Annotated in this window: 23 protein-coding genes; 14 read left to right on the top strand and 9 right to left on the bottom strand. The window is 64.5% G+C overall.

Annotated elements, in window-relative coordinates:
• The first annotated feature begins 421 nt into the window (after positions 1-421).
• The 3 genes from BRSPCE3_RS02880 (at position 422) to BRSPCE3_RS02870 (ending at position 3,244) form a co-directional block, all read left to right on the top strand.
• Complete coding sequence (locus tag BRSPCE3_RS02880; RefSeq protein ID WP_244064153.1) at positions 422-2,065, top strand: type II and III secretion system protein family protein; 1,644 nt, start codon at positions 422-424, stop codon at positions 2,063-2,065.
• 12 nt (positions 2,066-2,077) lie between these two features.
• Entirely contained in the window at positions 2,078-2,479 is a 402-nt protein-coding gene (locus tag BRSPCE3_RS02875) for a hypothetical protein (RefSeq protein WP_244064152.1), read from the top strand.
• Positions 2,480-2,728: 249 nt separating this feature from the next.
• On the top strand, positions 2,729-3,244 hold the full coding sequence (locus BRSPCE3_RS02870) for a tetratricopeptide repeat protein (protein WP_244064151.1): 516 nt from the start codon (positions 2,729-2,731) through the stop codon (positions 3,242-3,244).
• A 42-nt stretch (positions 3,245-3,286) separates the two neighbouring features.
• On the opposite strand, the gene BRSPCE3_RS02865 is transcribed toward BRSPCE3_RS02870, so the two are convergent.
• The 3 genes from BRSPCE3_RS02865 to BRSPCE3_RS02855 all read right to left on the bottom strand — a co-directional run bounded on the left by BRSPCE3_RS02865 (position 3,287) and on the right by BRSPCE3_RS02855 (position 7,434).
• Complete coding sequence (locus BRSPCE3_RS02865) at positions 3,287-5,428, bottom strand: fused MFS/spermidine synthase (RefSeq protein ID WP_244064150.1); 2,142 nt, start codon at positions 5,426-5,428, stop codon at positions 3,287-3,289.
• A gap of 341 nt (positions 5,429-5,769) precedes the next feature.
• Positions 5,770-6,933 (bottom strand): hypothetical protein, encoded by a 1,164-nt coding sequence (locus BRSPCE3_RS02860; protein ID WP_244064149.1) that lies wholly within the window; start codon positions 6,931-6,933, stop codon positions 5,770-5,772.
• Between the two features lie 234 nt (positions 6,934-7,167).
• Complete coding sequence (locus tag BRSPCE3_RS02855; RefSeq protein WP_244064148.1) at positions 7,168-7,434, bottom strand: hypothetical protein; 267 nt, start codon at positions 7,432-7,434, stop codon at positions 7,168-7,170.
• A 373-nt stretch (positions 7,435-7,807) separates the two neighbouring features.
• Here BRSPCE3_RS02855 and dinB point away from each other — a divergent pair, with 373 nt between their 5' ends.
• From dinB to BRSPCE3_RS02840, 3 genes are all read left to right on the top strand, one after another.
• Positions 7,808-9,055, top strand: a complete 1,248-nt coding sequence (dinB, locus tag BRSPCE3_RS02850; protein ID WP_244064147.1) for a DNA polymerase IV — start codon at positions 7,808-7,810, stop codon at positions 9,053-9,055.
• Between the two features lie 151 nt (positions 9,056-9,206).
• A complete protein-coding gene (locus tag BRSPCE3_RS02845; RefSeq protein WP_244064146.1) occupies positions 9,207-9,416 on the top strand; it encodes a hypothetical protein in 210 nt (69 codons plus the stop codon).
• A gap of 149 nt (positions 9,417-9,565) precedes the next feature.
• Positions 9,566-10,207, top strand: a complete 642-nt coding sequence (locus BRSPCE3_RS02840; RefSeq protein ID WP_244064145.1) for a glutathione S-transferase family protein — start codon at positions 9,566-9,568, stop codon at positions 10,205-10,207.
• Positions 10,208-10,285: 78 nt separating this feature from the next.
• On the opposite strand, the gene BRSPCE3_RS02835 is transcribed toward BRSPCE3_RS02840, so the two are convergent.
• Positions 10,286-11,497: an alpha/beta fold hydrolase gene (locus BRSPCE3_RS02835; RefSeq protein ID WP_244064144.1), complete on the bottom strand. Its 1,212-nt coding sequence runs from the start codon at positions 11,495-11,497 to the stop codon at positions 10,286-10,288.
• Between the two features lie 193 nt (positions 11,498-11,690).
• On the opposite strand from BRSPCE3_RS02835, the gene BRSPCE3_RS02830 reads away from it, so the two are divergent.
• Positions 11,691-12,293 (top strand): TetR/AcrR family transcriptional regulator, encoded by a 603-nt coding sequence (locus BRSPCE3_RS02830; protein ID WP_244064143.1) that lies wholly within the window; start codon positions 11,691-11,693, stop codon positions 12,291-12,293.
• 55 nt (positions 12,294-12,348) lie between these two features.
• On the opposite strand, the gene BRSPCE3_RS02825 is transcribed toward BRSPCE3_RS02830, so the two are convergent.
• The gene (locus BRSPCE3_RS02825; RefSeq protein WP_244064142.1) at positions 12,349-13,167 is read right to left on the bottom strand and encodes a GDSL-type esterase/lipase family protein; all 819 of its coding nucleotides are present in this window, start codon (positions 13,165-13,167) and stop codon (positions 12,349-12,351) included.
• Between BRSPCE3_RS02825 and BRSPCE3_RS02820 the strand changes: the two genes are divergently transcribed.
• From BRSPCE3_RS02820 to BRSPCE3_RS02790, 7 genes are all read left to right on the top strand, one after another.
• Positions 13,154-14,218, top strand: a complete 1,065-nt coding sequence (locus tag BRSPCE3_RS02820; protein WP_244064141.1) for a hypothetical protein — start codon at positions 13,154-13,156, stop codon at positions 14,216-14,218. The two genes, BRSPCE3_RS02825 and BRSPCE3_RS02820, sit on opposite strands and share 14 nt — an antisense overlap.
• 51 nt (positions 14,219-14,269) lie before the next feature.
• Entirely contained in the window at positions 14,270-14,947 is a 678-nt protein-coding gene (locus BRSPCE3_RS02815; RefSeq protein WP_244064140.1) for a phytanoyl-CoA dioxygenase family protein, read from the top strand.
• 131 nt (positions 14,948-15,078) lie between these two features.
• Positions 15,079-16,029, top strand: coding sequence for a PDR/VanB family oxidoreductase (locus tag BRSPCE3_RS02810; protein WP_244064139.1), 951 nt, complete (start codon positions 15,079-15,081; stop codon positions 16,027-16,029).
• 28 nt (positions 16,030-16,057) lie between these two features.
• Positions 16,058-17,410: a Rieske 2Fe-2S domain-containing protein gene (locus tag BRSPCE3_RS02805; RefSeq protein WP_244064138.1), complete on the top strand. Its 1,353-nt coding sequence runs from the start codon at positions 16,058-16,060 to the stop codon at positions 17,408-17,410.
• Complete coding sequence (locus BRSPCE3_RS02800) at positions 17,407-17,883, top strand: aromatic-ring-hydroxylating dioxygenase subunit beta (protein WP_244064137.1); 477 nt, start codon at positions 17,407-17,409, stop codon at positions 17,881-17,883. The genes BRSPCE3_RS02805 and BRSPCE3_RS02800 overlap by 4 nt, the downstream gene beginning before the upstream one ends.
• Before the next feature lie 7 nt (positions 17,884-17,890).
• Positions 17,891-19,504 (top strand): ATP-dependent acyl-CoA ligase, encoded by a 1,614-nt coding sequence (locus tag BRSPCE3_RS02795; protein ID WP_244064136.1) that lies wholly within the window; start codon positions 17,891-17,893, stop codon positions 19,502-19,504.
• Between the two features lie 2 nt (positions 19,505-19,506).
• On the top strand, positions 19,507-20,235 hold the full coding sequence (locus BRSPCE3_RS02790; RefSeq protein ID WP_244064135.1) for an SDR family NAD(P)-dependent oxidoreductase: 729 nt from the start codon (positions 19,507-19,509) through the stop codon (positions 20,233-20,235).
• Positions 20,236-20,242: 7 nt separating this feature from the next.
• Here the strand turns inward: BRSPCE3_RS02790 and BRSPCE3_RS02785 are convergent, their stop codons facing one another.
• Genes BRSPCE3_RS02785 through BRSPCE3_RS02770 form a run of 4 tightly spaced genes read right to left on the bottom strand, consistent with a single transcriptional unit; the run spans position 20,243 to position 24,940 of the window.
• Positions 20,243-20,725 carry a MarR family winged helix-turn-helix transcriptional regulator gene (locus BRSPCE3_RS02785; RefSeq protein WP_244064134.1) on the bottom strand — a complete coding sequence of 161 codons (483 nt, stop codon included), beginning with the start codon at positions 20,723-20,725 and terminating at the stop codon, positions 20,243-20,245.
• Entirely contained in the window at positions 20,725-21,219 is a 495-nt protein-coding gene (locus BRSPCE3_RS02780) for a MarR family winged helix-turn-helix transcriptional regulator (RefSeq protein WP_244064133.1), read from the bottom strand. Before BRSPCE3_RS02780 ends, BRSPCE3_RS02785 begins: the two co-directional genes overlap by 1 nt.
• The gene (locus BRSPCE3_RS02775; RefSeq protein ID WP_244064132.1) at positions 21,219-22,784 is read right to left on the bottom strand and encodes an indolepyruvate oxidoreductase subunit beta family protein; all 1,566 of its coding nucleotides are present in this window, start codon (positions 22,782-22,784) and stop codon (positions 21,219-21,221) included. The genes BRSPCE3_RS02780 and BRSPCE3_RS02775 overlap by 1 nt, the downstream gene beginning before the upstream one ends.
• Positions 22,781-24,940 (bottom strand): indolepyruvate ferredoxin oxidoreductase subunit alpha, encoded by a 2,160-nt coding sequence (locus tag BRSPCE3_RS02770; RefSeq protein WP_244064131.1) that lies wholly within the window; start codon positions 24,938-24,940, stop codon positions 22,781-22,783. The genes BRSPCE3_RS02775 and BRSPCE3_RS02770 overlap by 4 nt, the downstream gene beginning before the upstream one ends.
• Positions 24,941-25,309: the final 369 nt, after the last annotated feature.

The raw sequence follows: 25,309 nt of genomic DNA, 5'->3' as shown, positions 1-25,309 counted from the left end.
TGAGGGTGCTCGATTCATGGTAGCTGGTTGGAGGCTGTCCCGCGACCGCTCGCCGCAGGATCGGCCGCGGCCCGCTGGACCGCCGCCAAATAGCCCAAGCGGGCTAGGGAAGTGGTGCGCGGTGGCAACATCGAAGAGTTTTCTCCGGGGTTGGGACGGGGCGGCGGGGCTCTCTCCTTGCAATCAAGGCGCGTCGCGGGGGATGATCACCAAGCCGCTATTTGCGGCCTGGCGTGTGGGGCGTCCGGAGCGAGTTGGTTTTGCTTTCGCTCGGCGCGCCAGGGAATGGAAATTCGCAAGTAACTATTTGTAGTCGGACAGTCTGTAAGCTCTACGGCGTGATGGACGAACGGGAGTGATCGGGACGTCGGTGCCGTAGATTTACGGGGATCGTCGCGGAAACGCGGCGAAGGGGATTGGCATGATGGGAAGTCGCGTTTCGATTGATGCGGGACTTGGGCTGGTCGCCTTGAGCGCGATGGCGTTCGGCGCTGCGATCGCCCTGTTTCATTCCGTCGATCCCGCCGCTGCCGCGGACCGGCGGGCGCCATCATCCAGCGGCGTGTTCGTCAGCGAGATGAGCGACGTCCAGCGTGTCAGGGTGATCGTCAACAAGTCACGCACCTTCAGGGTCGACTCGGCGTTTTCGTCGATCGTTGCGGGTTCGCCTGAGATCGCCGACGTGAAGTCGTTGAGCGACCATCTGATCTACGTCCAGGGCAAGAGGACTGGCACCACCAACGTCATCCTGTTCGACAGCGGGATGAAGCAGATCGGCATTCTCGATGTCGAGGTCACGCTCGATATCGGCAATCTGCAGCAGAACATCCAGGCCGGCACCGGCACGCGCGGCATTCGCGTGTCCGCCTCCGAGGGCCAGGTGGTGCTGAGCGGAACGGCCGCCGATGCGGTCGCCGCGGAGCGGGCGATGACGATTGCCCAGGGCAGCATTCCCAAGGACGCCATCGTCGTCAACGCGATGAGCGTCGCGGCGCCACAGCAGGTGATGCTCGAGGTGCGCTTCCTCGAGGTCAACCGCGACGCCGGGCGCGATCTGGGCGTCAACCTTTATGCGGCGAACGCCAACGGCACCAATGTTGCGAATACAGGCCTTGGTGGTGCTGTGCCGGGGGCCGTGGGGCGGGCACCCATTGGCGGCGTCAACGGCAACGTCGGCTCTCCTCCCACCGGCAGCCTGCCCATCCTCGGAACATTGGGCACGCTTGCTGGCACCGCGGGCGGTGTAGCTCCGCTCCCGTTCGGAAGCCTTTTGACCAGCATCGTCCGAACCAGCAATGGCGGCTCGGTGGACTTATTGATCTCGGCGCTGGAAACCAAGGGATTGGCTCGCCGATTGGCGGAGCCGAACTTGACCACGCTGTCCGGAGATGCCGCGCGCTTCCTGGCCGGCGGCGAGTTCCCGGTGCCGGTGGCTTCGACGGCGGGCACCGCTGGCCTGGTTCCTACCATTACCATCGAGTTCAAGAAATTCGGCGTCGAGCTGGCGTTCGTGCCCACCGTGCTCTCGCGCGGCGTGATCAACCTCCGCGTCGAGCCCTCGGTCAGCGAGCTCGATTTCTCCAACGCAGTGACCGTCGCCGGCACGACGATCCCGGCATTGACCCGCCGCGACGCGCGTACCACGGTCGAATTGCGCGACGGCCAGAGCTTTGCCATCGCCGGCCTCTTGCAGACCCGCAACCGGCAGGACGTTTCGCAATTGCCGTGGATCGGCTCGGTGCCGGTGATTGGAACGCTGTTCAGCAGCAAGTCCTACCAGCAGCAGGAAACCGACCTCGTCATCATCGTAACGCCGCGCCTGGTCGCGCCGGCGGCGCCCGGCCAGCAACTGGCATCGCCGCTCGACTCCCGCCTGCCGGCCAACGACGTCGATTTCTTCCTCAATGGTCAGATGGAAGTTCGCAAACGCTACAACGACTATGTCAATTCCGGCGGCGACGTGAAGGGGCCCTATGGCCACATCATCGCGCCCGACGCGGTCGTGCCTGTTCCGCCACCGGCTGCCGTTGGTGCGAACCAGCCGGTCGTGAAGACCCTGAACTAGAGGAGGCGAGAGATGACCATCCGATATCTGGCTTTGCTCGCTCCCTTCCTGCTCGGCGGCTGCTACGGCGTTGCCGGTCATGACGAGATGGACCGTTACGTCCAGCGTTCCGACACCATCACGATGAGTGCCGGCAACGCCAAGGACGTCAACGCCGTCACCCACACGATCCACCCATGGCCGTCCTATGTCGGCGACCGCCGGATCGCGTATGATGCGCGGCGCACGGGCGAGGCTGTGAAGCGTTACGGCAGCCAGCAGCGGCCGTTGGATCAACTGCCCGACATGGGTGATCCGACCAAGGCGATGGGCCAGCCGCCGCCTGTCACGACGATTCAGAATGTCAACACGACCGGATTGGGCGCGGGGACCGGCGGATCGGTGGCCGTCGGCGTAGGGGGCCCTGGCAGGTAATCGGCTGAAAGGTCACAGCCTCCTGGGCATCTGCCCGTGGGATCTCGATGTCTCGATCCTTGCGGGGTGGGCGGATGCCGGAGCTGGACCTCGGAAGGGAAGTGACGACGTGAGATTCTGGTACTGACCTCGGTGTTTCGGTCGTGCCGTCTGTTTTTCGTAGGTAGTTTCGCGATGGTGTTTCGAATGGGGCAAGAGATGCGCTGGACTAGGGAAACGGGGCGACGATTACATCGTCTCGCACCAGCGTTGCTCTGTTGCTGGCTGGCGGTGGGCCTCGGCGCCTGCGACTACACGACGCGGGAAGCCGCGATCGTCGCTCCCGTGGATCCGCCCGGTGGCGACCCCGTGCAGGAGCCGACCGACGTCAAATACTATCCCTCCGACGAGCCGGTGCGGCTGGGGCTCGAGCACTACAACCGCGGCAATTACGGAATCGCGCAGCGCTATTTCAAGGATGCGGTCGAGAAATCGCCGAAGGACGTCACGGCCTGGGTCGGGCTCGCGGCGAGCTACGACAAGATCCGCCGCTTCGATCTTGCCGATCAGGCCTATGCGCAGGCGATCCGGATCGGCGGCGAGACCGTCCAGATCCTCAACGACCAGGGCTATTCGCTGATGCTGCGCGGCAATCTGAGCGGCGCGCGGCGGAAGTTCGAGAAGGCGTATTCGCTCGATCCCGGCAACCCCGTGATCGCCAACAATCTCGAGCTGCTCAACGGCAGCCGCAAGTTCATCGAGCGGCCGCCGAACAATCAGCCGTAGAGCGTTTCGAGCGAAGATGGCCTCACGGGGCAGGCTCGTTCGTCAGCGCCCGAGCCAGCGTCCGAGCTTGGCGTCGAGAACTGCGCTGAGGATGTCGGCATAGTCGTCGGTCCACACCGCCCGCGAGCCGGGGTCGACGCGCGTCCAGCCCTGCGTGGGCAGGTCGCCGAGATCCTTTTCGTCCCGGGCAAACACGACCACGTCCGACGCGCTGCGCATGTCGTTGTCGGTCATGTCAGGCGGCAGCTGCGCTTTGGCAAAAGCGACCAGACCTTCGGCAACGCCGACCGCGGCCGCCGGTGCGCGCAGCGCCAGGTGCCGGTTCGAGATGTGCAGGACAATGATGCCGTGGTCCGTGAGGTGCGACAGATATCCGGCAAACGCCTCGCGCGTCAGCAGGTGCACGGGAATGGAGTCGGAGGAGAACGCGTCGAGCACGATCAGGTCGTAACGCTCCGCTGATGCCGTCAGCGTCAGCCGCGCATCTCCGAGCACGATGGGGATATCAGCTCCGCATTCCCCGAGGAAGCGGAACAGCGCCGGATCGCGTGCGATGCGGACCACCTGCGGATCGAGCTCGAAGTATGTCCAGGCCTCGCCGTCGTGGCGATGGCAGGCAAGGCTGCCGGTGCCGAGCCCAACGACGGCGACGTTTGCCAGCCGTCCCTGCGTGGTGCGGGCCGCGGCAATCGCGGCGCTGATCGGTCCGCCGAAATAGTAGTAGGTGGTCGGCTCGGGACGGCCGCTGACTGGCGTCCCATCGGCATTGCGCACCCGTTCCGCGCCATGCAGGGTCGTTCCATGCACCAGCAGGCGAAATTGCCCGGAGCGGTCCTCGACCACGCGATGCACGCCGAAGAAGCTGCGAACCTGCTCGATCGGCGTGAACAGCGGATCGAGCCTCGCGATCGCGAAGGCGAGCACCGCAAGGCCGAAGAACACGGCCGGTTGCCGGCGCACCAGCACCAGGACGCCGGCGAGGACAATCAGTGTGATCTCGATCGGCATCGCGGCGTGGGCCGGCATGCGGACGTGTAGCCACATGATGCCGAGGATCAACGCGGCCAATGCCAGACCTGGGCCACTCTGCCGCAGGAACCGGTCGAGGCCGCCGGCAAACGCGCCGGGCATGGCCAGCAGCGCGGCCAGCACCAGGATCGGGTACTCGGCGATGCCGTTGAAGATGTGCGCTGCGATCAACCCGGCGAACAGGCCGCCGATCATGCCGCCGAACGAGGTCCACAGGTAGAATTCCGTCAGGCGCGCCGGCTGCGGCCGCCGGCGATAGAGCTCGCCATGACAGGCGAGCGCGATCACCAGAAAGCTCGCGAGATGGATCGCAAGCAGGACGCCGATATACGGCCGAACCACCATCGATGCGGTTGCGACGAGGGCGACCGCGGCGAACGGCACCAGCTTCAACACGCGCCCATGTGCCACCCAGGCACGCTCGCGGAAGATCGCCACGAAGGTCAGAAGGTAGAGTGACAGCGGCAACACCCAGAGGAACGGCGCTGCCGCGAGGTCGACCGAGATCGCCGCCGTGACGGCGACCACGAGCCCGGCGGGAATCGCAGCGAGCACCGTCCACATCGCGCGGTCGGCGATCGTCGGAGCGGCGGCCGTGTCCGCGCTCGCCCGGCTGATGGTGGATTTGCCGGCGCCGGCGACGACCACCGCCGCAGCCACGATCAGCCCGGTCAGAACAAAATAGCCGAGCGACCAGATCCTGATCTGGGTGTGCAGCGTAAACAGCGGTTCGACCACGAAAGGATAGGTCAGCAACCCCGTGAACGATCCGAGATTGGAGGCCGCATACAGCAAATAAGGATTGGCAGCCTGCGGGTGGCCGCTTGCGGCGAACCAGTTCTGCAACAGCGGGGCGGTCGCGGCGAGCGCGACAAACGGCAGCCCGATCGATGCCGCGAACAATGCCAGCAGCCAGAATTCGAGTCCCTGCTGCGGCGCGGCCTCGAAGCCGTGGGCGATGCTGACCGGCAGCGTGATGGCGGCGATCGCCAGCAGGCCGAGATGGACGAGGGCGGATGGTCCCGGCGACAGCGCGCGGCTGAGCAGGTGCGCGTAGGCATAGCCCAGCAGCAATGCCGTCTGGAAGAACACCATGGCGACGGACCAGATGGCTGCCGCGCCGCCGAGCCGCGGCAGCACCATCTTTGCAAACATCGGTTCGATCGAGAACAGCAGCAGCGCCGAAAGGAAAAGCGCCGCTGGATATATCGCGGGTGCGAAACGCAAGGCCGGTGCGGATATCGCCCGAAGATTGACCTGGTCATCAAGATGCATGGCGTTCTGAAAATGCTTGCGGCACGCGGTGCCAAATTAAGGTTAAAAATGGCCGGCAACGGAAAGCAGAAAAGCTTGGCAATGGTACGCTTGAAAACACCCGAGGATACCATCAACGGGCGTATTGTGGAAACCGCTCGCCGTTGTGGTTACCGCCCGATCACGCCGTGTCCAACGGCCGCCTGCCACGCCTCGAAAGCATCGCTGGGGCTCGCGCCGACCTAGTTCGGCATCAGCACGGCGTCGACGCGGCGGCTGTTGCGCGTGCTGATGATGATGGCGCCGTTGCGGATGGCAAATCTCGCACCGACGAGCCGTGAAACTTTTTCGGTCAGCGGTGATGGTAACGGAATCATTCCGCCGGTGACGGGATCGCCGACGTTGACCGGCGGCGCGGCGGCCGCGCCGACCGAAGGCGCGGCCTTGATGTACTCCCTGATCAATTGAATCTCTTCTCGCGAGAGGTTGAGTGCGGACTGCTCGCTGATCGCCGCTCTCTTTTCCGCCTCAGCCTTGTCTCGCGCTTCTTCCTGTTGCGCGGCTTCGCGCTTCGCCGCGTCCTGTTCGAGTTTGGCGAGGCGCTCCCGCAGCGGCACGAATTCCCGGCGCAGCGTGACGATCTCAGATTTCAACGACGAGTTCTGACCAAGCGCGATCGCCGCGGCAACGCAGGCAACGACCGAGATCAGGCCGAGGAAGGCGACCGCCAGCCCCGGCATTCCAAAGCCGCTGCTCGTCTTCCGATCCGGCGCGTCCTGCGCGCGACGCCGCCGCCGCGCCCGGGCAAATCCCGGCATGCCGGTGCCGAGGCGCTCCGCAAGTCGCGCGAACAGCGACGCGTTTCGGTCGGTCTCCCGGATCGAGCCGAACGCCGGCCCGAGCACGATCGGGGCAGGCGCCGGCAACTCGGGTGGCGCGGTCGAGCGGCTTGCGCTCGCGATGATGCGATCGCCAGGCTCCTCATCCATCACGCGCGGGAATTGCCGATCAATCGCGCCGGCCCGCTCGCCGACGGCATCGCCGGTCGCATCTGTTGTCTCGGCGGCGACGGGCGCCAGGCGCTCGGCCTGTGGTTCGCTGTGCTCCTGATCGCCGAGTTCCTGCTCGCCGAGCTCCTGCCCGATGCGTTCCTGTTCGGCGCGGGAGGCTTCGAGCGAGCTCCAGAGCGCGAGCCCGCTCTCCGTGATCTGCAGTCCGGCCTCATTGATCGAAGCCCATCCGGACTGGAAGACGTCGGCCTCGCCAAGCTCGGACGATCGCTTCAATCTGGTGGCTGCATCGCCCGCCGCGATCATGCGCTTGACTTCGCGGCTGACCTCATCGAGCGGGATGCGCTGCTCGGGTCTTGCAGCCAGCACGCTCAGGATCGCCAGGTTGAACCTCATGTGGCGTCTCTCGATGCCCCACAAACCGGTCGTGCAGCAGCTCCACACCCATGCGCGCGACGTGCAAGCCGGAGGGGAGGTCGAAGCGGATCAATCATGCCGGCATGGACTCGGTCGATCAGAGAGTCGCGCGACTGTAACGGCTCGCTGGCGGGCAAACAATCCGGCTCCAGGTGTAAGACGGATGGATAAGTCCACCCGCCAACGCGACGCGTCACGTGCGCCAGGAGCGCCTCAGAGAAACTCGCGCAGCCTGGAGAGCTCGATCACATGCTCGGGCGACAGCACATCGGGGACCAGCGGCGGCTGCGACGCGGTCCGGATCTCGTAGAGATGCCGCGTCTTCTCCGGCTTGCTCATGAAATCCCGGATGCACTGGTCGAGCGTTCCGTTGACGATCATATAGGGCGCGCGATCCTCTCGCCGGGAATTGTTGAGAGAAGGCCATTTGTAAAGGTAGGCCGCGGCCTGGAAGTCCACCTGAGGCGAGTGGTCGGTCATCTCTCAATGTCTACCCGAAAAAGCCTGACCGTCAAAGCAGTCGGCCGGTGCGCTGGCGGCGCGGCAAGCTGCGAGCGGCGCGCGCCCGCTGCGCCGCCGTCATGCTTTCCGCACGATCCGCCAACGCCTCGTGCCGATTGCTTCGGTAGCGACCGCAATCGCATCGATGTCCCGCGAGACGAGATCGGCTTCGAACCGTGGAAGCCCCACCGAAGGATCGCGCGTCGACGATCCGGCGTCGCCCTAGGTGCAGGCGGTCGCGGCGACAAATGCCGGGTTGACTCGATTTGACGATGTTCCTATTTTGTTCTAATGGCGGTTGCGGCGTCCGGGGACAGGCCGTCTCGGTCAGGTCGGGGATGAACAGGTTGAGATGGCAGTCACGGCCACCATCCTTCACGCGGACCTCGATGCCTTTTACGCGTCGGTCGAGCAGTTGCTTGAGCCGTCGCTGCGCGGCAAGCCGATTGCCGTCGGAGGCGGGGTCGTGCTGGCCGCGTCCTACGAGGCCAAGGCCTTCGGCGTGTGCGGCGGCATGTCCGGACGCGACGCGCGCCTTCTGTGTCCGCAGCTGATCTTCGTCGGCGGTCACTTCAGGGATTATCAACGGCTGGGCGATGCGGCCATCAAGGTGATCGGCGACTTCACGCCGCTGGTCGAGCGCATTTCGATCGACGAGGCATTTGCTGACGTTGCCGGCTGCACGCATCTGTTCGGCGCGCCCGCCGAAATCGCCGCGACGATCCGGCGACGCGTGCGCACCGAGCTCGGCCTGCCGATCTCGGTGGGCGTCGCGCGCACCAAGCATCTGGCGAAGATCGCTTCGCAGGTCGCAAAGCCCGACGGGCTCGTCGTCGTTGATCCCGACGCCGAGCTCGGCTTCCTGCACGACCTGCCGGTCGAGTTGATGTGGGGAGTAGGGCCCGTCACCCGGAGACGGCTGGACGCGATCGGCGTCGCGACCATCGGCCAGCTCGCCAGATTGTCGGAACGATCGCTGGCGCGCCTGCTCGGTCCGGCAGCGGGCGAGAAGCTCGCGGCGCTGTCCTGGAATCGCGATCCGCGCCAACTCACGCCGCACCGGCGGGCGCGATCGGCGGGTGCGCAATCGGCGCTCGGCCGAAAGCCGGCGATCGAGCGCGTCATCCGGCCGACGCTGCTGCATCTCGCCGACCGCGTCGCCACGCGGCTGCGGGCGAAATCGCGGCCCGGAAGAACCGTGACGGTGCGGGTTCGCTTCGCCGACCTGAGGTCGGTGACGCGCGCGGTCACGCTCGACGCGCCGGTGTGCACGACACTGCTGCTCGCCCAACTCGCCGAAAGCCTGGTCCGTGGCATTCTCGCCGACCATCCGCGCGAGAAGATGATTTCGCTGCTCGCGATTTCGGTGTCGCATCTCGAGGAGCAGTGGAATCTTGCGCTGGAGCTTCCGCTTGGGCTGGCGGATGAAGCGCTTCGCCCTGGAAGTCCGGCAGGGCTGGCGCGCTGGGCGGCGGACTCCGCGATCGACAAGATCCGCGATCGCTTTGGCTGGGAAGCGATCGGATACGGCTCGGCCGCCCTGGAGGCGGCCCGTTCGGTGCCCGACGCATTTCGCCAGCTGGCCGAGAAAGAACTCTAGAGCGTTTTCGCGCGAAGTGGATACCGGCTCGCGTGGAGAAAAACGCTTCACGCGTCCGTCATCGCATTAAGAAACGGCAATTTGGAATCGCGGGCTTGTGAGTGGCGACCGCACGCGCGTGGTCTATCCTCGATCGTGCGGAGGACAGGCCATGAAGTACAGCGCGGAACTGATCCAGACCATGCGCGATGCGCTGGACGCAGTGATGGCGAGCGTACCGCCGGATCAATCCGTCTTCGGCCTCAAGGCCGCCGTTGCCGAATGCATTCTGCGGGCCGCGGCCCACGGCCAGACGTCGTTCGACGGCCTCGTGACCTCAGCATCCAATCAGCTTCAATCCATCATCTCGATGCTGACCTAGGTCGTGGACCCACAGAGCGGGCAGAGGCTGCGCTTTGGGATGACGAATATGCGCCAGGTCTCGAGCGCATTACGCCGTCGATAATTCATTGCGCGATTGGCTTAGCTCTGCGAGTTAGTATACCCGGCTCAATCCAGGAATTCTTGGCTATGCTCACCGTCTATGGCGAAGGTCGTGGCTTCCGTGTTGTTTGGCTGCTTGAGGAATTAGGATTGGCTTATCGGCTGCGCCCGGTCGATCTGCTGGCGGTCGAGAATGATCGCGACTTCCTGGCGATCAATCCCGCCGGCTTCATTCCCGCGCTGCAGGATGGCGAAACGATCATGGTCGAATCGATCGCGATTCTTGAGTACCTGCTCGCGCGCCACGGCTCAGCTTCGCTTGCCGTCGCCCCGGATGATCCCGCCTTCGCTTGCTATCTGCAATTTCTCCACTTGGGCGAGGCCGGGCTCGCCGGACCGATGAACGCTGTCTTTGTCGGCCGCGAGCTGGCGCCCGAGGCCGAGCGAGATGCGCGGGTGACCTGCTGGGCACGCGAGACCTTCGAGAGCCGGCTGGGGCTGGTTATCCGCCGCCTCGCGGACTGCCCCTATCTCGCCGGCGACCGATTCACTGCTGCCGATATTTCGGTGAGCTACGCGCTGCTGCTCGGCCTGCGCACTGGCAACTACGTCCCCGGTCCGACCGAGCGGGACTATCTCGCCCGCACGACGGCACGCCCTGCCTACGCCCGAGCGATGGAAAGCTGCCAGGCCACCAAGGCTTGGGCGGCGAGATCGCCGGGATTGTAGCGCGCGCTTCGTCGGAAGGGTGTGTAGCGTTAGTCCTGCCCTCGGGGTCTGCATCCTCGGGAATGTCCTGCCGCACAGTCATCCGGGCTGACGGCCGCCAGGTCCACAATCGCCGATGTGATCCGCCCCGCCGACCTTCTCGATGAAGGCGAGCAGGAGCGTGCTGAGCCGAACCGGCTGCTCCTGTTGGATCCAGTGACCGGCGCCCTCGATCATCTCGATGCTGCTCATCCTCGTCACCGCCTTCGCCTCCATGAGATCGAGCGCGCCCGGCGCCGCATAGGTGCCCCAATCGTTCGTCCCGCCGATGAAAAGCGACGGGACGTCGATCGTCTTGCCCGAAAACAGGCGCAACTCAGCGTTCAGGCCGGGATCGGAAAGGACGCGATAAGCCTGCAGGGCGCCTTGAAACCCGGTGCGGCCATACTCCTCCACGTACACTCCAAGTTCCGGCTCGGTGAGCCATTTGCAGGCCTCGACCTCGGCGGCGGAAGGATGGAATGGAGCGACGGTCTCGGGCATCGTCTTGCCGAGATCCATGACGTAATAGGTCGGTAGTTGTGCAAGTTCGACGGCGGTTCGCGCCTGCAACGGATGCGGCTTGTTTCCCGGCCAGTCGGCACTCTTGACGTGGAAAAATGCACGAAGGAACGCATTTAGACCTTGAGGGGGATGCCACATGTCATCGTTCGCGCCCCGTGTACTCAAGTATTGCTGGTAATACTCTCGCGGCGGATCGAGCGCGGCCAGCGCGGCCGCCAGCTTTTGAGTGTCGGTGTTCGGTTGGACCGACGATGCCGCGCTTTCCGCCGTGTTGAAAGGAAACGCCGGCGGACCGGGAAACGGTGCGCTCATCAGCACCACAGAGGGAAACACGTCAGGGCGCGCAAGCGTACAACAGGCCGCCACGGGCGAACCGAAGTCGTGCCCAACCAGCATCGCCGTGCGCCGATATCCCAACGCCGAAACCAGTGCGAGGGCGTCACGCGTCATGTTCAGGAGGCTGAAGGGTTCCAGCGGGGCGTCATAACTGTTCACCCAACCGGTGGTGCGGCCAAAGCCCCGCTGGTCCGGTGCCACCGCATGGTACCCGGCGTCGGCCAGGAGCGGGAGCAGGTGTCGCCAGCCGTATGCCAAATCCGGAAAGCCGTGCAGAAGCAGCGCGAGCGGCCGGCCGGGGCTTTCGTAACCGGCTTCGAGAATATGGACATCGAGGCCGTTGACCCCGTGGATCATGCGCGAGCGAACCACCTTGGGAAGCGTTCCCTCGCCATATGGTGATGCGGTCAAATCAGCTTCTCCCATGGGGTTTGCGCGGGCCGGTCGAAGTGAAGCCGCGACCAGGCCGGCCACGCTCATCGTCAAGAGGGCCCGTCGGGACGTCGAGGGTGGGTAGAGGGGCATCGCCGGGCTCCTACTATGGTGATCGACATAGTATGGTGGTCGCCATAGTCGCGTCGAGCGAAACGTGTTATGTCGGGGCATGCCACGTAAGACTGACGCCCGCGCTCGCGCGATTGCCACGGCCGAACGGCTGTTTCGCATCCAAGGCTACACGGCGACTGGATTGACCCAGATCATTGAAGAGAGCGGGGCGCCCAAAGGATCGTTCTACTTTCACTTTCCACGCGGCAAGGCGCAGCTCGCAGAAGAAGCCATCGATCATTACGTTGCGGGCCGAATTGCGGTATTGCGGAATCTCTCGGCGGATACGACGGGCGATGCCCTGAAGTTTGTTCGTGAGATTTTCAGCGCGTTCGCGGCTGAAATGGTCGCCTCCGATTTCCGTTATGGCTGCCTCATGCAGAATCTGGCGAATGAGCTGCCCGCACTCGACGCTGAGCTGACCAAACGGGTCGCGCGCGGATTTGTCGATTCGACCGAGATCATCGCCGAGCATTTCAGAGGGTGCGGTTTCGCTCCCGCGCGCGCGGCATCTACCGCAGCCGCGTTGGTCGCCGCCCTCGAAGGCGCGCGAACGATTGCCCGCTTGGAGCGCACGCCGGCTGTATTCGAGGCGCTCGCGGATGTGAGTTGCCAAAGATGCCAACCACCAAAGCGACGCGGAGCTTCGCCGTCGCGATAACCTCGTGTCGGCCTCTGGCCCTTGGCGTCCCGTTCAGCGCAACCGCGCCGAACGGCTAGGGGGAGCCGATGCCTTGTTTGGTGATCCTGGTGAGGATCTCGTATCCCGGCGGCGTCAGGTGCAGCAGGTCGCCCTTGTAATTGGCGCACGGCGTCGTCTTTCCGCATGCGATGTCAGCGGCGTCGATCGTCTTGATTCCGAGTTCCTTGCTTCTTCGGCCGAGCTCGGAATTGACATATGCGATGTTCTCGGCCGCTCCCTTCATCTGCTCGCCGCGCGGGAGAATGTGGATGCTGTAGATTTTGCCGTTCGGCCAGAGCGACCTGATCTCTCCAAACAGCTTTTGATACGACTCCATCACCCCGCACGGCTTGTCGAGATAGATGTTGTTGGTCCCGACCAGCACGATGATGGTCTTCGGTTTGATTCTGCGCAGTTGCTCGCGATCGTGTTCGATGAACCAGAGTGTGTTCTGAATCCTGTCGCGTCCGACGCCGAGATTGGCCACCGGTCCGGTGCCGAGCGTGGCCGACAAGTCCTTCGGCCACGCTTCCACCAGCGAGTCGCCGAGCATCACGGTCGAGACGTCGCCGGTCAGGCCGGACACATTTCTTTCATACTTGCGCAAGGCGTCCGCATTGTCAGGCACGGACGGTGATATTGCGAATTGCGTATCGGTCTTGTCGCACGTGGACCGCGGGCTCTGCTGCGCGCGGCCCGCGGACGGTAGACAGAGCGCGGCGACAATTGATAACGTCGCCGCTGCATAGACGATCGATGTCGTTGACGCGGTGTGGCGGAGTTCTCCATCGGGTGTTTTCGATGTCATTGAGCGGTTCCATCTGAGGGCGATCAATCCGATGTCGATGAGCATTTCGATCCTGGGACAGTCGAACAGCATTCTGAAGGCCGGTTTCTTTCAAAAGTTTCTGGATGCTGACGACACCATTACCGTCAAATCAGCGGGCAGGATCGGGGCGTCGCCATCCTTGCTCGGCCCTTACTTCGCCCAAGGCGACTTCTTTCAGGGCTCGGAGTTCTGCATTGTCGATCCGTGCGTCATCGATTTCTCGCTCCTCTCGGCCAACGCGATCGATTACTACGACGTTTTGAAGTGGATTGAGTGGATTGGACATTCGGCCAAACGCGCCAATTGCGAACCGGTCTTCGTCTGCATACCGGTGAGCGACATCAACGCGTCAAGGACGGTGATCTCAGCCTGCATCTCGGTCTGCCAGAAGAACGATTGGTATTACCTTGATGTGAGGGACATCATTGCCACCGTCGCCAAGTCCAGAAACGTGGACGCCAAGGAACTGTACGCAGACGGCAGTCATCCGGCCGAGTTCTTGTCAGGGGTGATAGCGACGCACCTTGGCAATTTCTTGACTAAGATAAGAACGGCGAAGACCGAAACGTGCAAACGCACGTTTGCGTTCACGGCTTACGAACGCGTCTCTCTCAGGGAACAGATACAGAGCGCGCCGGTCGACTATTCGTCGAGACTGATCGCATTCTCCGGTGTCAGGCTGGCGCGCGGAGAGAGGTATCCGATCTACATCGGATCGGATGCATCGATCCGTGGCCTGATGGTCAATTCGGCAGCCTGCAAGAGCGTGCTGACGATCGAGGGAGACAGGACCTTCCACAAGAACCTGCGCCTCAAACCCTATCATCCGACCAACTTCGAAGCGCGGCTCATTCCAATCTGCAAGCCGATTCGCGACCATCAGGGAGGCGTCACGCTGTCCCTGACGAACCAGGACGTCCGCATCAGCGACGTCACCATGCATAGCTTCAAGGAGGACAACGACGAAGGTTTCATCGAAGCCGCCGATCTCGTCGTCGAGCGCGGCTATGACCTGATCACGTACGCGGCCACGCGGCCGGCCGACCCGGCCTCCATCAGATGGATGCCTGATTGATGCGGCGTAGCCATCGAAACAAGTCACGATCGAAGCCCGCGGTCGACGACGGTGCAGCCTGACAACCTGACTTTTGCGCGCGACGGCGCGCAGCTGTTCCGCGCGGCCCTCTCGCGCGATCGGTTGCACTGCCTCGAAGCCGTGCTCTCCCATTTGCCGCCGGATCACGCCGGCCTCAGGCTGAGGGACGTGGAGGGGCTCGCACCTTTCCTTGCGTCAGCGGGACCAATCGGCCGCTGCGCCGCTTCGCTGTTGGGCGACGATTGCCGGCCGGTCAGGGCAATCCTGTTCGACAAGACACCGGGAACGAACTGGGCGCTGGGTTGGCATCAGGACCGCACCATCGCCGTGAAACAACGCGCCGCGGTCGAAGGCTTCGAGACCTGGAGCGTCAAGGGCGGCATGCTGCATGTCGAACCGCCCTTTGAGCTATTGTCCGGCATGGTGACCTTGCGGGTGCATATCGATGCTGTCCCGGCCAACAATGCGCCGCTCCTGATCGCGCCCGGATCGCACCGGCTGGGACGGATTGCCGAGGACGAGGTTCGCGCGGTGGTTCGGCGTTGCGGCACCGTCGCCTGCCTGGCCGAGCCCGGCGATGTCTGGCTTTATGCGACACCGATCCTTCATGCGTCGGAGGCCGCCGCCGCGCCCGCGCATCGCCGCGTGCTGCAGGTGGATTTTTCGGTCGATCGGCTCCCCGGCGGCCTGGAGTGGCTGGGCGTTTGAAGCTGGCGCCCGGAGCAGACAGCCCCGGGCGGCGCCGTCCCATTGCCAATCCAACCCCGCCGTTGCGATCATTGACAGCCAATTATTACATGTATAAAAATATGCAAATTCATATAATCTGAGATGCCCGAATGGACGCGCATCCGCTCAAGCTCACAGTGCAGTCGGTCGTTGCGGAGACGTCGTCTATTCGCAGCGTCGTGTTCGGCGTCGAGGGCGGCGCGGTGCCACACTGGCAAGCGGGCGCGCATATTCGCGTGGCGCTGCCCGACGGCGGAGACCGGCCGTATTCGCTGATGGCGTTGCCGGACTTGCCCGAGGGCACCGTTGCGCTCGGGGTGCTGCGCGAGCAAGCGTCAGCCGGCGGATCGCGGTTCATGCATGAACTTCAGGTCGGCGACGTCGTCAGGGCGACCGCGCCGCTCAACAATTTCGCGCTTCATGCCGGCGCCGCGCCGGCGTTGCTGTTTGCCGGCGGCATCGGCGTGACGCCGATCCTGTCGATGGCGGCGGCGCTGAAGGCGCAGGGCACCTCGTATCGCCTGCATTATGCCGGGCGAACGCCCGGGCTGCTGGCGTTCCTGCCGCAGCTGCAGGCGATCTGCGCGGAGGGGTTGGCGGTTCACTACGACAGCGATGCGTCCCGGCTCGATATCGCGGCGGCACTTGGCGAGGCACCCGCGGGTGCCCACGTCTATGTCTGCGGCCCTGCAGGGATGATCGACGCGGTGAAGACGACGGCGCTCGCCAGGGGCATCGCGGCAGACCGCATCCATTTCGAGCTGTTCAAGGCGGAGCTGGCCGGCTCGCCCAACCGGCCGTTCGAGGTCGAGCTCAAGTCGACCGGGCAGGTGATCACGGTCGCGACCGATCAGAGCATCATCCAGGCGCTGGAAGCGGCGGGGCTTGATGTGCTCTACGATTGCCAGCGCGGCGATTGCGGCATCTGCCAGTGCGGCGTGATCTCGGGCGTACCCGATCACCGTGACGTCATTCTCAGCGACGACGAGAAGGCGTCCAACAAGGTCATGCAGATCTGCGTGTCGCGTGCGAAGTCGGAACGGCTGGTATTGGATCTCTGAGCGGAGGCAAGAGGAGGCAAGAGGCGCCATGGCGAAATACGAAAACAATCCCCGCGCGATCAGGGGGCTCGTGCGCGAGGCCGAGGTGCATCGCGACGTCTATGTCGATCCCGAGGTGTTCGAGCTCGAGATGGAGCATCTGTTTCCCAACAGCTGGATCTATGTCGGACACGCCAGCCAGTTGTCGAAACCCGGCGATTTCATCACCGCCAATATCGGCCGGCAGCCGGTGGTGGCGAGCCGCCATAGCGACGGCGCGATCCACCTGTTCTACAACCGCTGTCCGCACAAGGGCGTCAAGATCGCCTCCGAGCCGTGCGGCAACACCGGAAAATTCTTCCGCTGTCCCTACCATGCCTGGTCGTTCAAGACCGACGGCTCGCTGCTCGCGATCCCGCTCAAGAAGGGCTACGAGGGCACCGGCTTTGCCGAGACCCAGGCCAATGACGGGCTGTCGAAGATCAAGAACGTCGTCATCTACCGCGATTTCATCTTCGCGCGCCTGAGCGAGCACGGCGTCGCCTTCGAGGACTATTTTGGCGACAGCCTCTCGACCATCGACAACATGACCGACCGCTCGCCGCAGGGAAAGCTCGCCGTCGAGGCCGCCCCGATCCGCTACATGCACACCTGCAATTGGAAGATGCTGGTGGAGAACCAGACCGACACCTGCCATCCGATGGTGGCGCATGAAAGCTCGGCGGGCACCGCGATCAAGGTCTGGCAACGCGAACAGGGCGACTCCACCGAGAAGCCGATGGCGGTGCAGCTCTACGGGCCCTTCATGAGCCCGTACGAGTTCTACGAGCAGAGCGGCATCCGGATCTGGCCCAACGGCCACGGCCATACCGGCGTCAACAATTCCATCCACTCGAACTATTCGGACATCGAGGGCTATCTCGGCCAGATGGTCGCAGCCTATGGCGAGACGCGGGCGCACGAGATCCTCGGCGAAGTCCGGCACAACACGGTCTATTTCCCGAACATCATGGTCAAGGGCGCGGTGCAGATCCTGCGCAATTTCATCCCGATCGCGGTCGACAGGACGCTGGTGGAGAGCTGGGTCTATCGCCTGGTCGGGGCGCCCGACAAGCTCTACGAGCGCGCGCTGATGTACAACCGCTTCATCAACGCGCCGACCTCGATCGTCGGGCACGACGACCTCGAAATGTATGAGCGCGCCCAGGAAGGGCTGAAGACCAACGGCAATCAATGGGTCAATCTGCGCCGGCTCTACGAGAGCGGCGAGGAACCCGACGTCACCGCTGTCATCAACGGCACGTCGGAGCGCCAGATGCGCAACCAGTTTCATGCCTGGGCCAAATACATGACCATGGACATGGACAAGAACTTGGACCAGCCCGGCGAGGCCGCCGAATGATCAGCGAAAACACCATCACCGATTTCGTCTATCGGGAAGCCGATCTGCTCGACACCATGCAGTGGCAGGCCTGGCTCGACCTGTTCCACCCCGAAGCGCGCTACTGGATGCCGCTGGAATGGCAGCAGCAGGATCCGGTGCTACAGCCGTCGCTGATGTACGAGGACCTGCTGCTGATGAAAGTGCGGATCGAGCGGCTGGCCGGCGAACGCACCTTCAGCCAGAAGCCGAAGAGCCGCTGCCATCATCTGCTGCAGGCGCCGCAGATCCTCGCCTGCGACCCGGCAGCCGGAATATTTAAGGCACGGACGTCCTTCATCTACACCGAGACGCGCGGCGACGCGCTGGAACGCTTTTCGGGATGGGCGTCGCACGATCTCGTGCAGGTCGGCGATGAACTCAAGATCAAGCTCAAGCGCATCGATCTCGTGAATTTCGACGCGCCGTTCGGCAATATCCAGCTTTTCATGTGAGTGCGCCTTGACCACAGCGACGACAGTCTTCGCCCGCTTCCGCGAGATCGCCCTCCAGCGGGGGGAGGCCGGCTTTCTCAACGTGCTGCCCGAGACCGCCGACATCTACGGCATCGCGGCCGGGGAGATCTCGTACCGCGCGATGCTCGAACGCGTCGAGCGCTGGCGCGCGGTGTTCGCGACCCGCGGTTACGGTGCAGGCCATCGGGTCGGGCTGCTGCTGCAGAACCGGCCGCTCTTCGTCGAGCTGTGGTTCGCGCTGAACGCGCTCGGTGTGTCGGTGGTGCCGATCAACCCCGATCTGCGGGTCAGCGAGCTCGAATACATCATCGCGCATTCCGAGATGAATGCCGCCTTCGTGCTCGCCAAGCGGCGCGACGAGGTCGAGACCGCGGCGCGGCAGGCCGGCCGGCCCATTCCGGTGGTGACCGACGGCGACGAGATTCCGGCGCCGTTCGGCGGTGCGCGGCCGGCGAACCCCGGCGACGGCGCCAGCGAATGCGCGCTGCTCTATACCTCGGGGACCACGGGCCAGCCCAAGGGCTGCGTGCTGACCAACATTTATTTCCTGTATTCCGGCGACTGGTATCGCGATGTCGGCGGGCTGATCGATCTCAGCGGTGACGACGTGCGCATGATCACGCCGCTGCCGCTGTTTCACATGAACGCGATGGCGGTGTCGCTGATGGCGATGCTGACGGTCGGCGGCAGCCTGACGATGCTCGATCGCTTCCATCCGCGCAGCTGGTGGCAATCGGTGCGCGACAGCCGCGCGACCTGCCTGCATTATCTCGGCGTGATGCCCTCGATGCTGATGGGCGCGCCGCCGTCCGATGACGACCGTGCGCACAGCGTGCGGTTCGGCTTCGGCGCCGGCGTCGACCGGCTGCTGCACACGCCGTTCGAGGCGCGCTTCGGCTTTCCGCTGCTCGAGGCCTGGGCGATGACCGAGACCGGCAGCGGCGGCGTGATCGCCGCCCATGTCGAGCCGCGCAAGATCGGCACCAGCTGCTTCGGCCGTCCGGCGGCGGAGGTCGAGGTCCGGATCGTCGGCGACGACGGCCACGATGCGGCGGTCGGCGTGCCGGGGGAGCTGTTGGTGCGGCGGGCAGGGGATGATCCCCGCTACGGCTTTTTCAAGGAGTACCTGAAGAACCCGGAGGCCACGGCCGAGGCCTGGAAGGACGGCTGGCTCCACACCGGCGACATCGTGAGCCGCGATGCCGATGGCGATCTGCATTTCGTCGACCGCAAGAAGAACGTGATCCGCCGCTCCGGCGAGAACATCGCCGCGGTCGAGGTCGAATCCGTCCTCAACCGGCATCCTGCAATCCGGCAGGCCGCGGTCGCGGCGACGCCCGATTCGTTGCGCGGCGACGAGGTCGCGGCGGTCATCATCGCGGAGCAGCCGGGCGACCGCGCGCTGGCCGAGGACATCGTACGCTGGAGCCTGCAGCAGATGGCCTATTACAAGGCGCCGGGCTGGATCGCGTTCGTCGAAAAACTGCCGCTGACCGCGACCGAGAAGATCCAGCGCGGCGGATTGAAGGATTTCGTCGCGCAGCTGATGCGCGACGGCGCGTTCTTCGACCTTCGCGACCTCAAGCGGCGGCAGGAGTGATCATGAGCCAGGCCCGCACCACACTCATCACCGGCGGCAATTCCGGAATCGGCGAGGCGCTGGCGAAAAAGCTCGTCGGCGAGGGACAGCGGGTCGTCTCGGTCGGCCTCGAGAAGCCGGACTGGACGCACGATTTGCTCACCGCCTATCGCGCCGACCTGACCGATATGGCGGAGACGCGGGCCGTCGCCGAGGAGATCTGCCGCGATCACGCGGTGGATGGCCTCGTGCACAATGCCGGAATCATCCTGCCGAACCTGCTCGCCGATGCGAAGCCGGAGGACATCCTGACGCTGGCGCAGCTGCATCTGGGCGCGCCGATGCTGCTGACCCAGGCGGCGATGGAGGGGATGCGGTCGCGGCGGTTCGGGCGGATCGTGTTCGTGAGCTCGCGCGCCGCGATGGGCGCTGCGACGCGCTCGGCCTATTCCGCGACCAAGGCCGGGGTGCACGGCATGGCGCGGACATGGGCGCTGGAGCTGGCGTCGAGCGGGATCACGGTGAACGTGGTCGCGCCGGGTCCGATCCTGACCGACAATTTCTGGGGCATCGTCCCGAAGGATTCCGAGCAGCAGGAGAAGATGGCGCGCAACGTTCCGGTCGGGCGGCTCGGCTCGCGCGAGGACGTCGCGCACGCGATCCGCTTCTTCCTCGACGAGCGCTCGGACTTCGTCACCGGCCAGGTGCTCTATGTCTGCGGCGGCACCAGCCTTGCCGGCCTCAGTCCTTGATCCAGAGTCAGATCTGGTTCTGGCGGATGTTCTCGACCATCCTGGCCAGCACGCGGGCGCACACCTCGATCTCTTCGGGATCGATGCCGACGGTCAGCCGGTCGTAGTTGTTCTCCATGATCGGCCAGATCTTGCGCAGCAGGGCCTCGCCGTCCGCCGTCAATCCGACGACGCGGCGCCGCTGGTCTTCCTCCGCGATCTCGCGCTTGACGAGGCCCGATGACACCATCGACTCGACCATGCGGCTCGCGGTCGACTGCTCGGTGACCGCAAGCACGGCAATCTCGTTCACGGTCAGGGTCTTGTAGATGAACAGCACCGACAGCGTCCGGAACACGACGTTGTTGATGTTGTGCTCGCTGAGATCGCGGTTCTGATCCAGGTTCCAGCGATTGGCGAGCCGGTTGAAGAGATAGGGAATATAGCTCTGCAGCTGGTCCCGCGTCCGCGGCGGACCGGATTTCCATCTGCTCCTGGATTCCTTGGCCATTATGTCCTGCGACCCTGCTTTTTGCCTTCGTTGCCGAGTTTCGAGGAGAGCGAGCGCAATACCGACAATGCAGTCTCCAGCTCCTGCGCGGGGATATTTTCGAGCCGTTCGCTGAGCTGCCGCTTGTGCACGTCAGCCGCCTTCCTGAACAACGCTTCGCCCTTCGGCGTCAGGCGCACGATGAACGAGCGGCGGTCTTCGCTCGACATTTGCTTGCTGATCAGGTCGTCGGCGAGCAGCCGCTGCACTAACCCCGAGACGTTGCCGCCGGACACTTTCAGGTTCTGCGACAGCTGCCCGAGCGCCAGTCCGTCGCGGTAGCGATCGAGCTGCGCCAGCACGTCGAACTTGGCCAGCGACAGACCGAACTCCGAGCTCAGCATCGAATTCAACGACGCGAACAGTTCGCCATGCAGCGACAGCAGTTGCAGCCACAGCCGGGTTTCGATCTGGCCGAACAGGGGAGCGGCGCTTTCCTTGAGTGCGGCCGGCATCACGCAAAACTCTTGATGGTCTGGATCACGCCGTCGAGCTCCTTGCCCGCGCTGTCCTTCAGCGCGGCTTCGCGCAGCCGGCGGGCCCAGTCGGCGGCATCCTCGCGCGGTGCGACCAGCTTGATCGCGGCCAGCGTCTTGTCGAACTTCGACAGGCCGCGGCTGTGGGTGTCGGAATAGCCCTTGACCAGGCGCCGGCATTGCAGGATCTCGACGCCCAGCTGATAGTTGGTTCGTACCGCCTCGGTCGCGGCCTCGAGCCATGCGTCCCGATGCGCGGTCTCGATGGCGTGACGCAGCGAGCGCCGGCGGATGCCGCGCAGTCCGCCGACGACATAGAGTGCAACGAACCATGGCAGCGAGTAGGTCTTGATCCGGCGTCCCTTGTTGACGCGACGATCGAGCCAGCCCAGCAGGCGCGGCCTGGCTTCAAGCCAACGGCCGACGCTCACCGGCAACATGCCCATCACCTCTTCCATGCGGGGATGCATGAACTCGGTGGTCTGCAGCACCTGGCCCTCGGACAATTCGAGCTCGCCCTCGATCCGCGCGCGGCGGCCGGATCTGGTCTTGAGGTCGGCCACGCGGATGACGTCATCATAGGTCATGGCGTTGGCGAGATATTTTGCGGCGGCCTCGGTGAAGGCAAAGTCGTGCCCGGCGCCGCCGGCGCTGCGGTCGGCGGCGTGTAGCTTGCCGAGGAGGTCGAGATATTCGCCGCCATAGGCCACGTCCTGGAAATCGACCACCTTCTTCAGCCCGGCGCGGCCGATCGCCTGCACGGCGTCGGGCAATTCCTGCACCAGCCGGGCGGCAAGGCCGGCAAGACGGGGATCCAGCGCAGCCGGCGAGGCGGCGGTAGCAGCCGCCTCCGGTTGCGCGGGTGCTGCCGGCTCCGGAGACTTCGATTGCACCCGGTCGAACGCGGCCTCGAACGCGCGGACGCTGGCCTGCGCGCCCTTGTCGCCGGCGCGGATGACGTCGAGATAGCTGTCGCGGCTGAAGCTGAGCACGCTGGCGCCTGCGAGCGCGCCGAACATCGCTGCCGAGATCACGCTGCCGTTTGCGATCGCCAGCGCGTTCATGTCGAAGATGATCTCGGTCTTGGCGGCGATGCCGATGGCGCCGGTCACCGCGCCCTGGTCGGCGATGCCGTTGCCCGGCGCGATCTTCTCGCCGATCGCGAAGGTCCGGTGATTGGATGCGATCAGCGTGGTGCGGTCCGGCGTCACCAGACCACGCAGGATCGAGCGGCCGGCTTCCATGAATTCCGCCGCCATCACCACGTCGACGTCGCCGGGTGTCGGCATCAGCGACAGGATCGGCTTGCGGCCGTCCAGCGGCGGCATCGCCTCGATATAGTAGATCGTGGCGCCGGTGCGCTGAGCGACGCCGGGCACCGAGGTCGATTGCGCGACCCAGCCGTGGTTCTCGGCGAGCTGGACGATCCAGTCGGTCAGCACGCCGCCGCCCTGGCCACCCATCGCGACGATCGCGATCGAGACCGGCCGCTCGGTCGCGTCACCTGCGGCAGGAAGCGCCAGCTTGACCGTTTCGTCTCTCATACGAGCGCCCCGAGCGTCGGGCGCCGGCGATCGCGCCGCCGCTGCAGCCAGCCGATCACGGCCATCGCGACCCCTGACTTGAACTTGTCCCAGCCGGTCGGATTGTGAATCACGTCGGCGCGGTAGAATGACGGACACAGCACGGCTGCGTCAGCGACCTCGCCGCAATTGCCGCAGCCGACGCAGGAATTGTCGATCGCCGCGACGGGATCATCGCGCAGGGGATCGTCGAGCTGTTTGACCGAGAGCGACGGGCAGCCGGAGAGGCGGATGCAGACGTGGTCGCCGGTGCAGACGTCCTCGTCGACACCGAAACGTTCCTTGACGGTGCGAACGCCGTCCTTGATCGCCTTGCTGATCTGCGGCTTCACGCGGCGCTGCTTGTTCAGCATGCATTCGGAGGAGGCGACGATGACCTTGGGGCCTTGCTCCGTGGTGGTCAGCGCCTCCTTCAACGTGTCGCGCATCCGGCCGACATCGTAGGTGCGGTCGATCTGCCGGACCCATTGCCCGCCGATGCCCTTCACCGCCTGCACGATCGAGTTGTTGGTTTTTCGCCGCTTGCTGATCGCGCGCGACGACGGGATATCCTGACCGCCGGTCGCAGAGGTGTAGTAATTGTCGACGATGACGAAGACGCCGTCGTGCTTGTTGAACACGGCGTTGCCGATGCCGCTGGTCAGCCCGTTGTGCCAGAAGCCGCCGTCACCCATCACGGCGATCGAACGCTTGTCGGCCTTGACGTTGAAGGCCGAGGTCGAGGCCGGGCCGAGGCCAAAACCCATCGTCGTCGTGCCGATGTTGAAGGGTGGCAGGATCGAGAACAAATGACAGCCGATGTCGGCGGAGACGTGGTGCTCGCCGAGCTCGCTCTCGACCAGCTTCATGGCGGCGAAGATCGGCCGCTCCGGACAGCCGGTGCAAAGCCCGGGCGGCCGCGCCGGCACGACTTGCTTCAGCTTCTCGACCTCGGGATGGCTCAGCACGGCGCTCGCGTCAGGCGCCGGCGGCCGATTGCCCAGCAGCCGCGGCTCGGTCTTTTCGATGAAGTCGCGCACGCCACCGAGCAGCACTTGCGCGGTATAGTCGCCACCCATCGGCAGCACGTCCTTGCCGTGGACACGCGCCTGGATATCCTTGCGGCGCAGCACGGTGTTGATCGCCTGCTCCAGATATTCCGGCTGGCCTTCCTCGACGATCAGCACGGCGTCCTTGTCGAGGCAGAACTCGGCGACCTCGGTGTCGATCACGGGGTAGGTGACGTTCATGACGTAAAGCGGGATCTGGGTGTTGCCGTAGGCATCCGACAGCCCGAGATATTGCAGCGCGCGGATGACGTTGTTGTACATCCCGCCCTGCATGATGATGCCGACCTTGCTTTGCTTCGGTCCTATCGTTTCATTCAGCCGGTTGTCCCGGACGAAGTTGATCGCCGCGGGCATCCGTGTCTTGATCTTTTCCTGCTCATGCTCGTAGGCCGCCGGCGGCAGCACGATGCGGCCGACGTCGCGCTTCGGATTGTTCAGGGCGTCCTTGATGGTGTGAGCGGGCTTGACGTTGTCCTTGCAGGCAAAGCTGCCGTGCATGTGGCAGGCGCGGACCCGCACCTCCAGCATCACAGGGGTGTTGGAGACTTCGGAGAGCTCAAACCCCTTCTCGATCAGATTGACGATGCATTCATGATCAGGCCGTGGATCGAGCAGCCAGATCTGCGATTTCATCGCAAAGGCATGGGTGCGCTCCTGCATGATCGAGGAGCCTTCGCCGTAATCCTCGCCGACGATGATCATGGTGCCGCCGGTGACGCCGCCGGAGGCGAGATTGGCCAGCGCATCGGAAGCAACATTGGTGCCGACCGTCGACTTCCAGGCCACCGCGCCGCGCAGCGGATACATCACGGAGGCCGACAGCATTGCGGCTGCCGCCGCTTCATTGGCGGAGCTCTGGAACACGACGCCGAGATCGTCGAGCACGTCCTTGGCGTCGGCCAGCACGTCCATCAGATGCGAGATCGGCGAGCCCTGATAGCCGCCGACATAGGCGACGCCGGATTGCAGCAGTGCCTTGGTGATGGCGAGGATGCCTTCGCCGCGGAAGGTGTCGCCGTCGCCGAGCCGGAGATCCTCGACCTCACGAGCAAAAGACCGTTCAGCCATTGCACCCTCCAGAAATATGCTATAGCATACGTTTACATGTAAAGTAAGTCAAACGCTGCGCCCCGCCATGGGCCTTGCTCCAGGCGGCGATCATGAGCCGGCGACAGGGTAGGGCCAATGCTGAAGCTGCCGCGGAGCACGCGAGCCTTCACCGTCGTCACAACTGTCATCGCCCGGCTCGTCCGGGCGATCCAGTACGCCGCGGCCTTTCCGCTCAAGCACAGCCGTCTCTGGAATAGTGGATCACCCGCTTTCGCGGGTGATGACGCCGCGTGGCGCGGCAACTTTAATCGACAGCCATCCTTACCGTCGTCCTGGCGAAAGCCAGGACCCATTACCCCGACCGGTCATTGTCGAGCGAGCCCGGGG

It is taken from the genome of Bradyrhizobium sp. Ce-3, assembly GCF_022835695.1.
GTDB lineage: Bacteria > Pseudomonadota > Alphaproteobacteria > Rhizobiales > Xanthobacteraceae > Bradyrhizobium.
The sequence above is the reverse complement of the archived record's forward strand: the minus strand, read 5'-3'. Positions and strand labels throughout refer to the sequence as shown.

Excerpts from the sequence above, each read along its gene's own strand:
- BRSPCE3_RS02825 (WP_244064142.1), bottom strand. The coding sequence starts at position 13,167 with ATGCTCATCGACATCGGATTGATCGCCCTCAGATGGAACCGCTCAATG.
- BRSPCE3_RS02875 (WP_244064152.1), top strand. The coding sequence starts at position 2,078 with ATGACCATCCGATATCTGGCTTTGCTCGCTCCCTTCCTGCTCGGCGGC.
- BRSPCE3_RS02880 (WP_244064153.1), top strand. The coding sequence starts at position 422 with ATGATGGGAAGTCGCGTTTCGATTGATGCGGGACTTGGGCTGGTCGCC.
- BRSPCE3_RS02780 (WP_244064133.1), bottom strand. The coding sequence starts at position 21,219 with ATGCCGGCCGCACTCAAGGAAAGCGCCGCTCCCCTGTTCGGCCAGATC.
- BRSPCE3_RS02775 (WP_244064132.1), bottom strand. The coding sequence starts at position 22,784 with ATGAGAGACGAAACGGTCAAGCTGGCGCTTCCTGCCGCAGGTGACGCG.
- BRSPCE3_RS02805 (WP_244064138.1), top strand. The coding sequence starts at position 16,058 with ATGGCGAAATACGAAAACAATCCCCGCGCGATCAGGGGGCTCGTGCGC.
- BRSPCE3_RS02800 (WP_244064137.1), top strand. The coding sequence starts at position 17,407 with ATGATCAGCGAAAACACCATCACCGATTTCGTCTATCGGGAAGCCGAT.
- BRSPCE3_RS02820 (WP_244064141.1), top strand. The coding sequence starts at position 13,154 with ATGTCGATGAGCATTTCGATCCTGGGACAGTCGAACAGCATTCTGAAG.
- BRSPCE3_RS02845 (WP_244064146.1), top strand. The coding sequence starts at position 9,207 with ATGAAGTACAGCGCGGAACTGATCCAGACCATGCGCGATGCGCTGGAC.
- BRSPCE3_RS02830 (WP_244064143.1), top strand. The coding sequence starts at position 11,691 with ATGCCACGTAAGACTGACGCCCGCGCTCGCGCGATTGCCACGGCCGAA.
- BRSPCE3_RS02860 (WP_244064149.1), bottom strand. The coding sequence starts at position 6,933 with ATGAGGTTCAACCTGGCGATCCTGAGCGTGCTGGCTGCAAGACCCGAG.
- BRSPCE3_RS02770 (WP_244064131.1), bottom strand. The coding sequence starts at position 24,940 with ATGGCTGAACGGTCTTTTGCTCGTGAGGTCGAGGATCTCCGGCTCGGC.
- BRSPCE3_RS02840 (WP_244064145.1), top strand. The coding sequence starts at position 9,566 with ATGCTCACCGTCTATGGCGAAGGTCGTGGCTTCCGTGTTGTTTGGCTG.
- BRSPCE3_RS02790 (WP_244064135.1), top strand. The coding sequence starts at position 19,507 with ATGAGCCAGGCCCGCACCACACTCATCACCGGCGGCAATTCCGGAATC.
- BRSPCE3_RS02855 (WP_244064148.1), bottom strand. The coding sequence starts at position 7,434 with ATGACCGACCACTCGCCTCAGGTGGACTTCCAGGCCGCGGCCTACCTT.
- BRSPCE3_RS02865 (WP_244064150.1), bottom strand. The coding sequence starts at position 5,428 with ATGTTTGCAAAGATGGTGCTGCCGCGGCTCGGCGGCGCGGCAGCCATC.
- BRSPCE3_RS02785 (WP_244064134.1), bottom strand. The coding sequence starts at position 20,725 with ATGGCCAAGGAATCCAGGAGCAGATGGAAATCCGGTCCGCCGCGGACG.
- dinB (WP_244064147.1), top strand. The coding sequence starts at position 7,808 with ATGGCAGTCACGGCCACCATCCTTCACGCGGACCTCGATGCCTTTTAC.
- BRSPCE3_RS02810 (WP_244064139.1), top strand. The coding sequence starts at position 15,079 with ATGGACGCGCATCCGCTCAAGCTCACAGTGCAGTCGGTCGTTGCGGAG.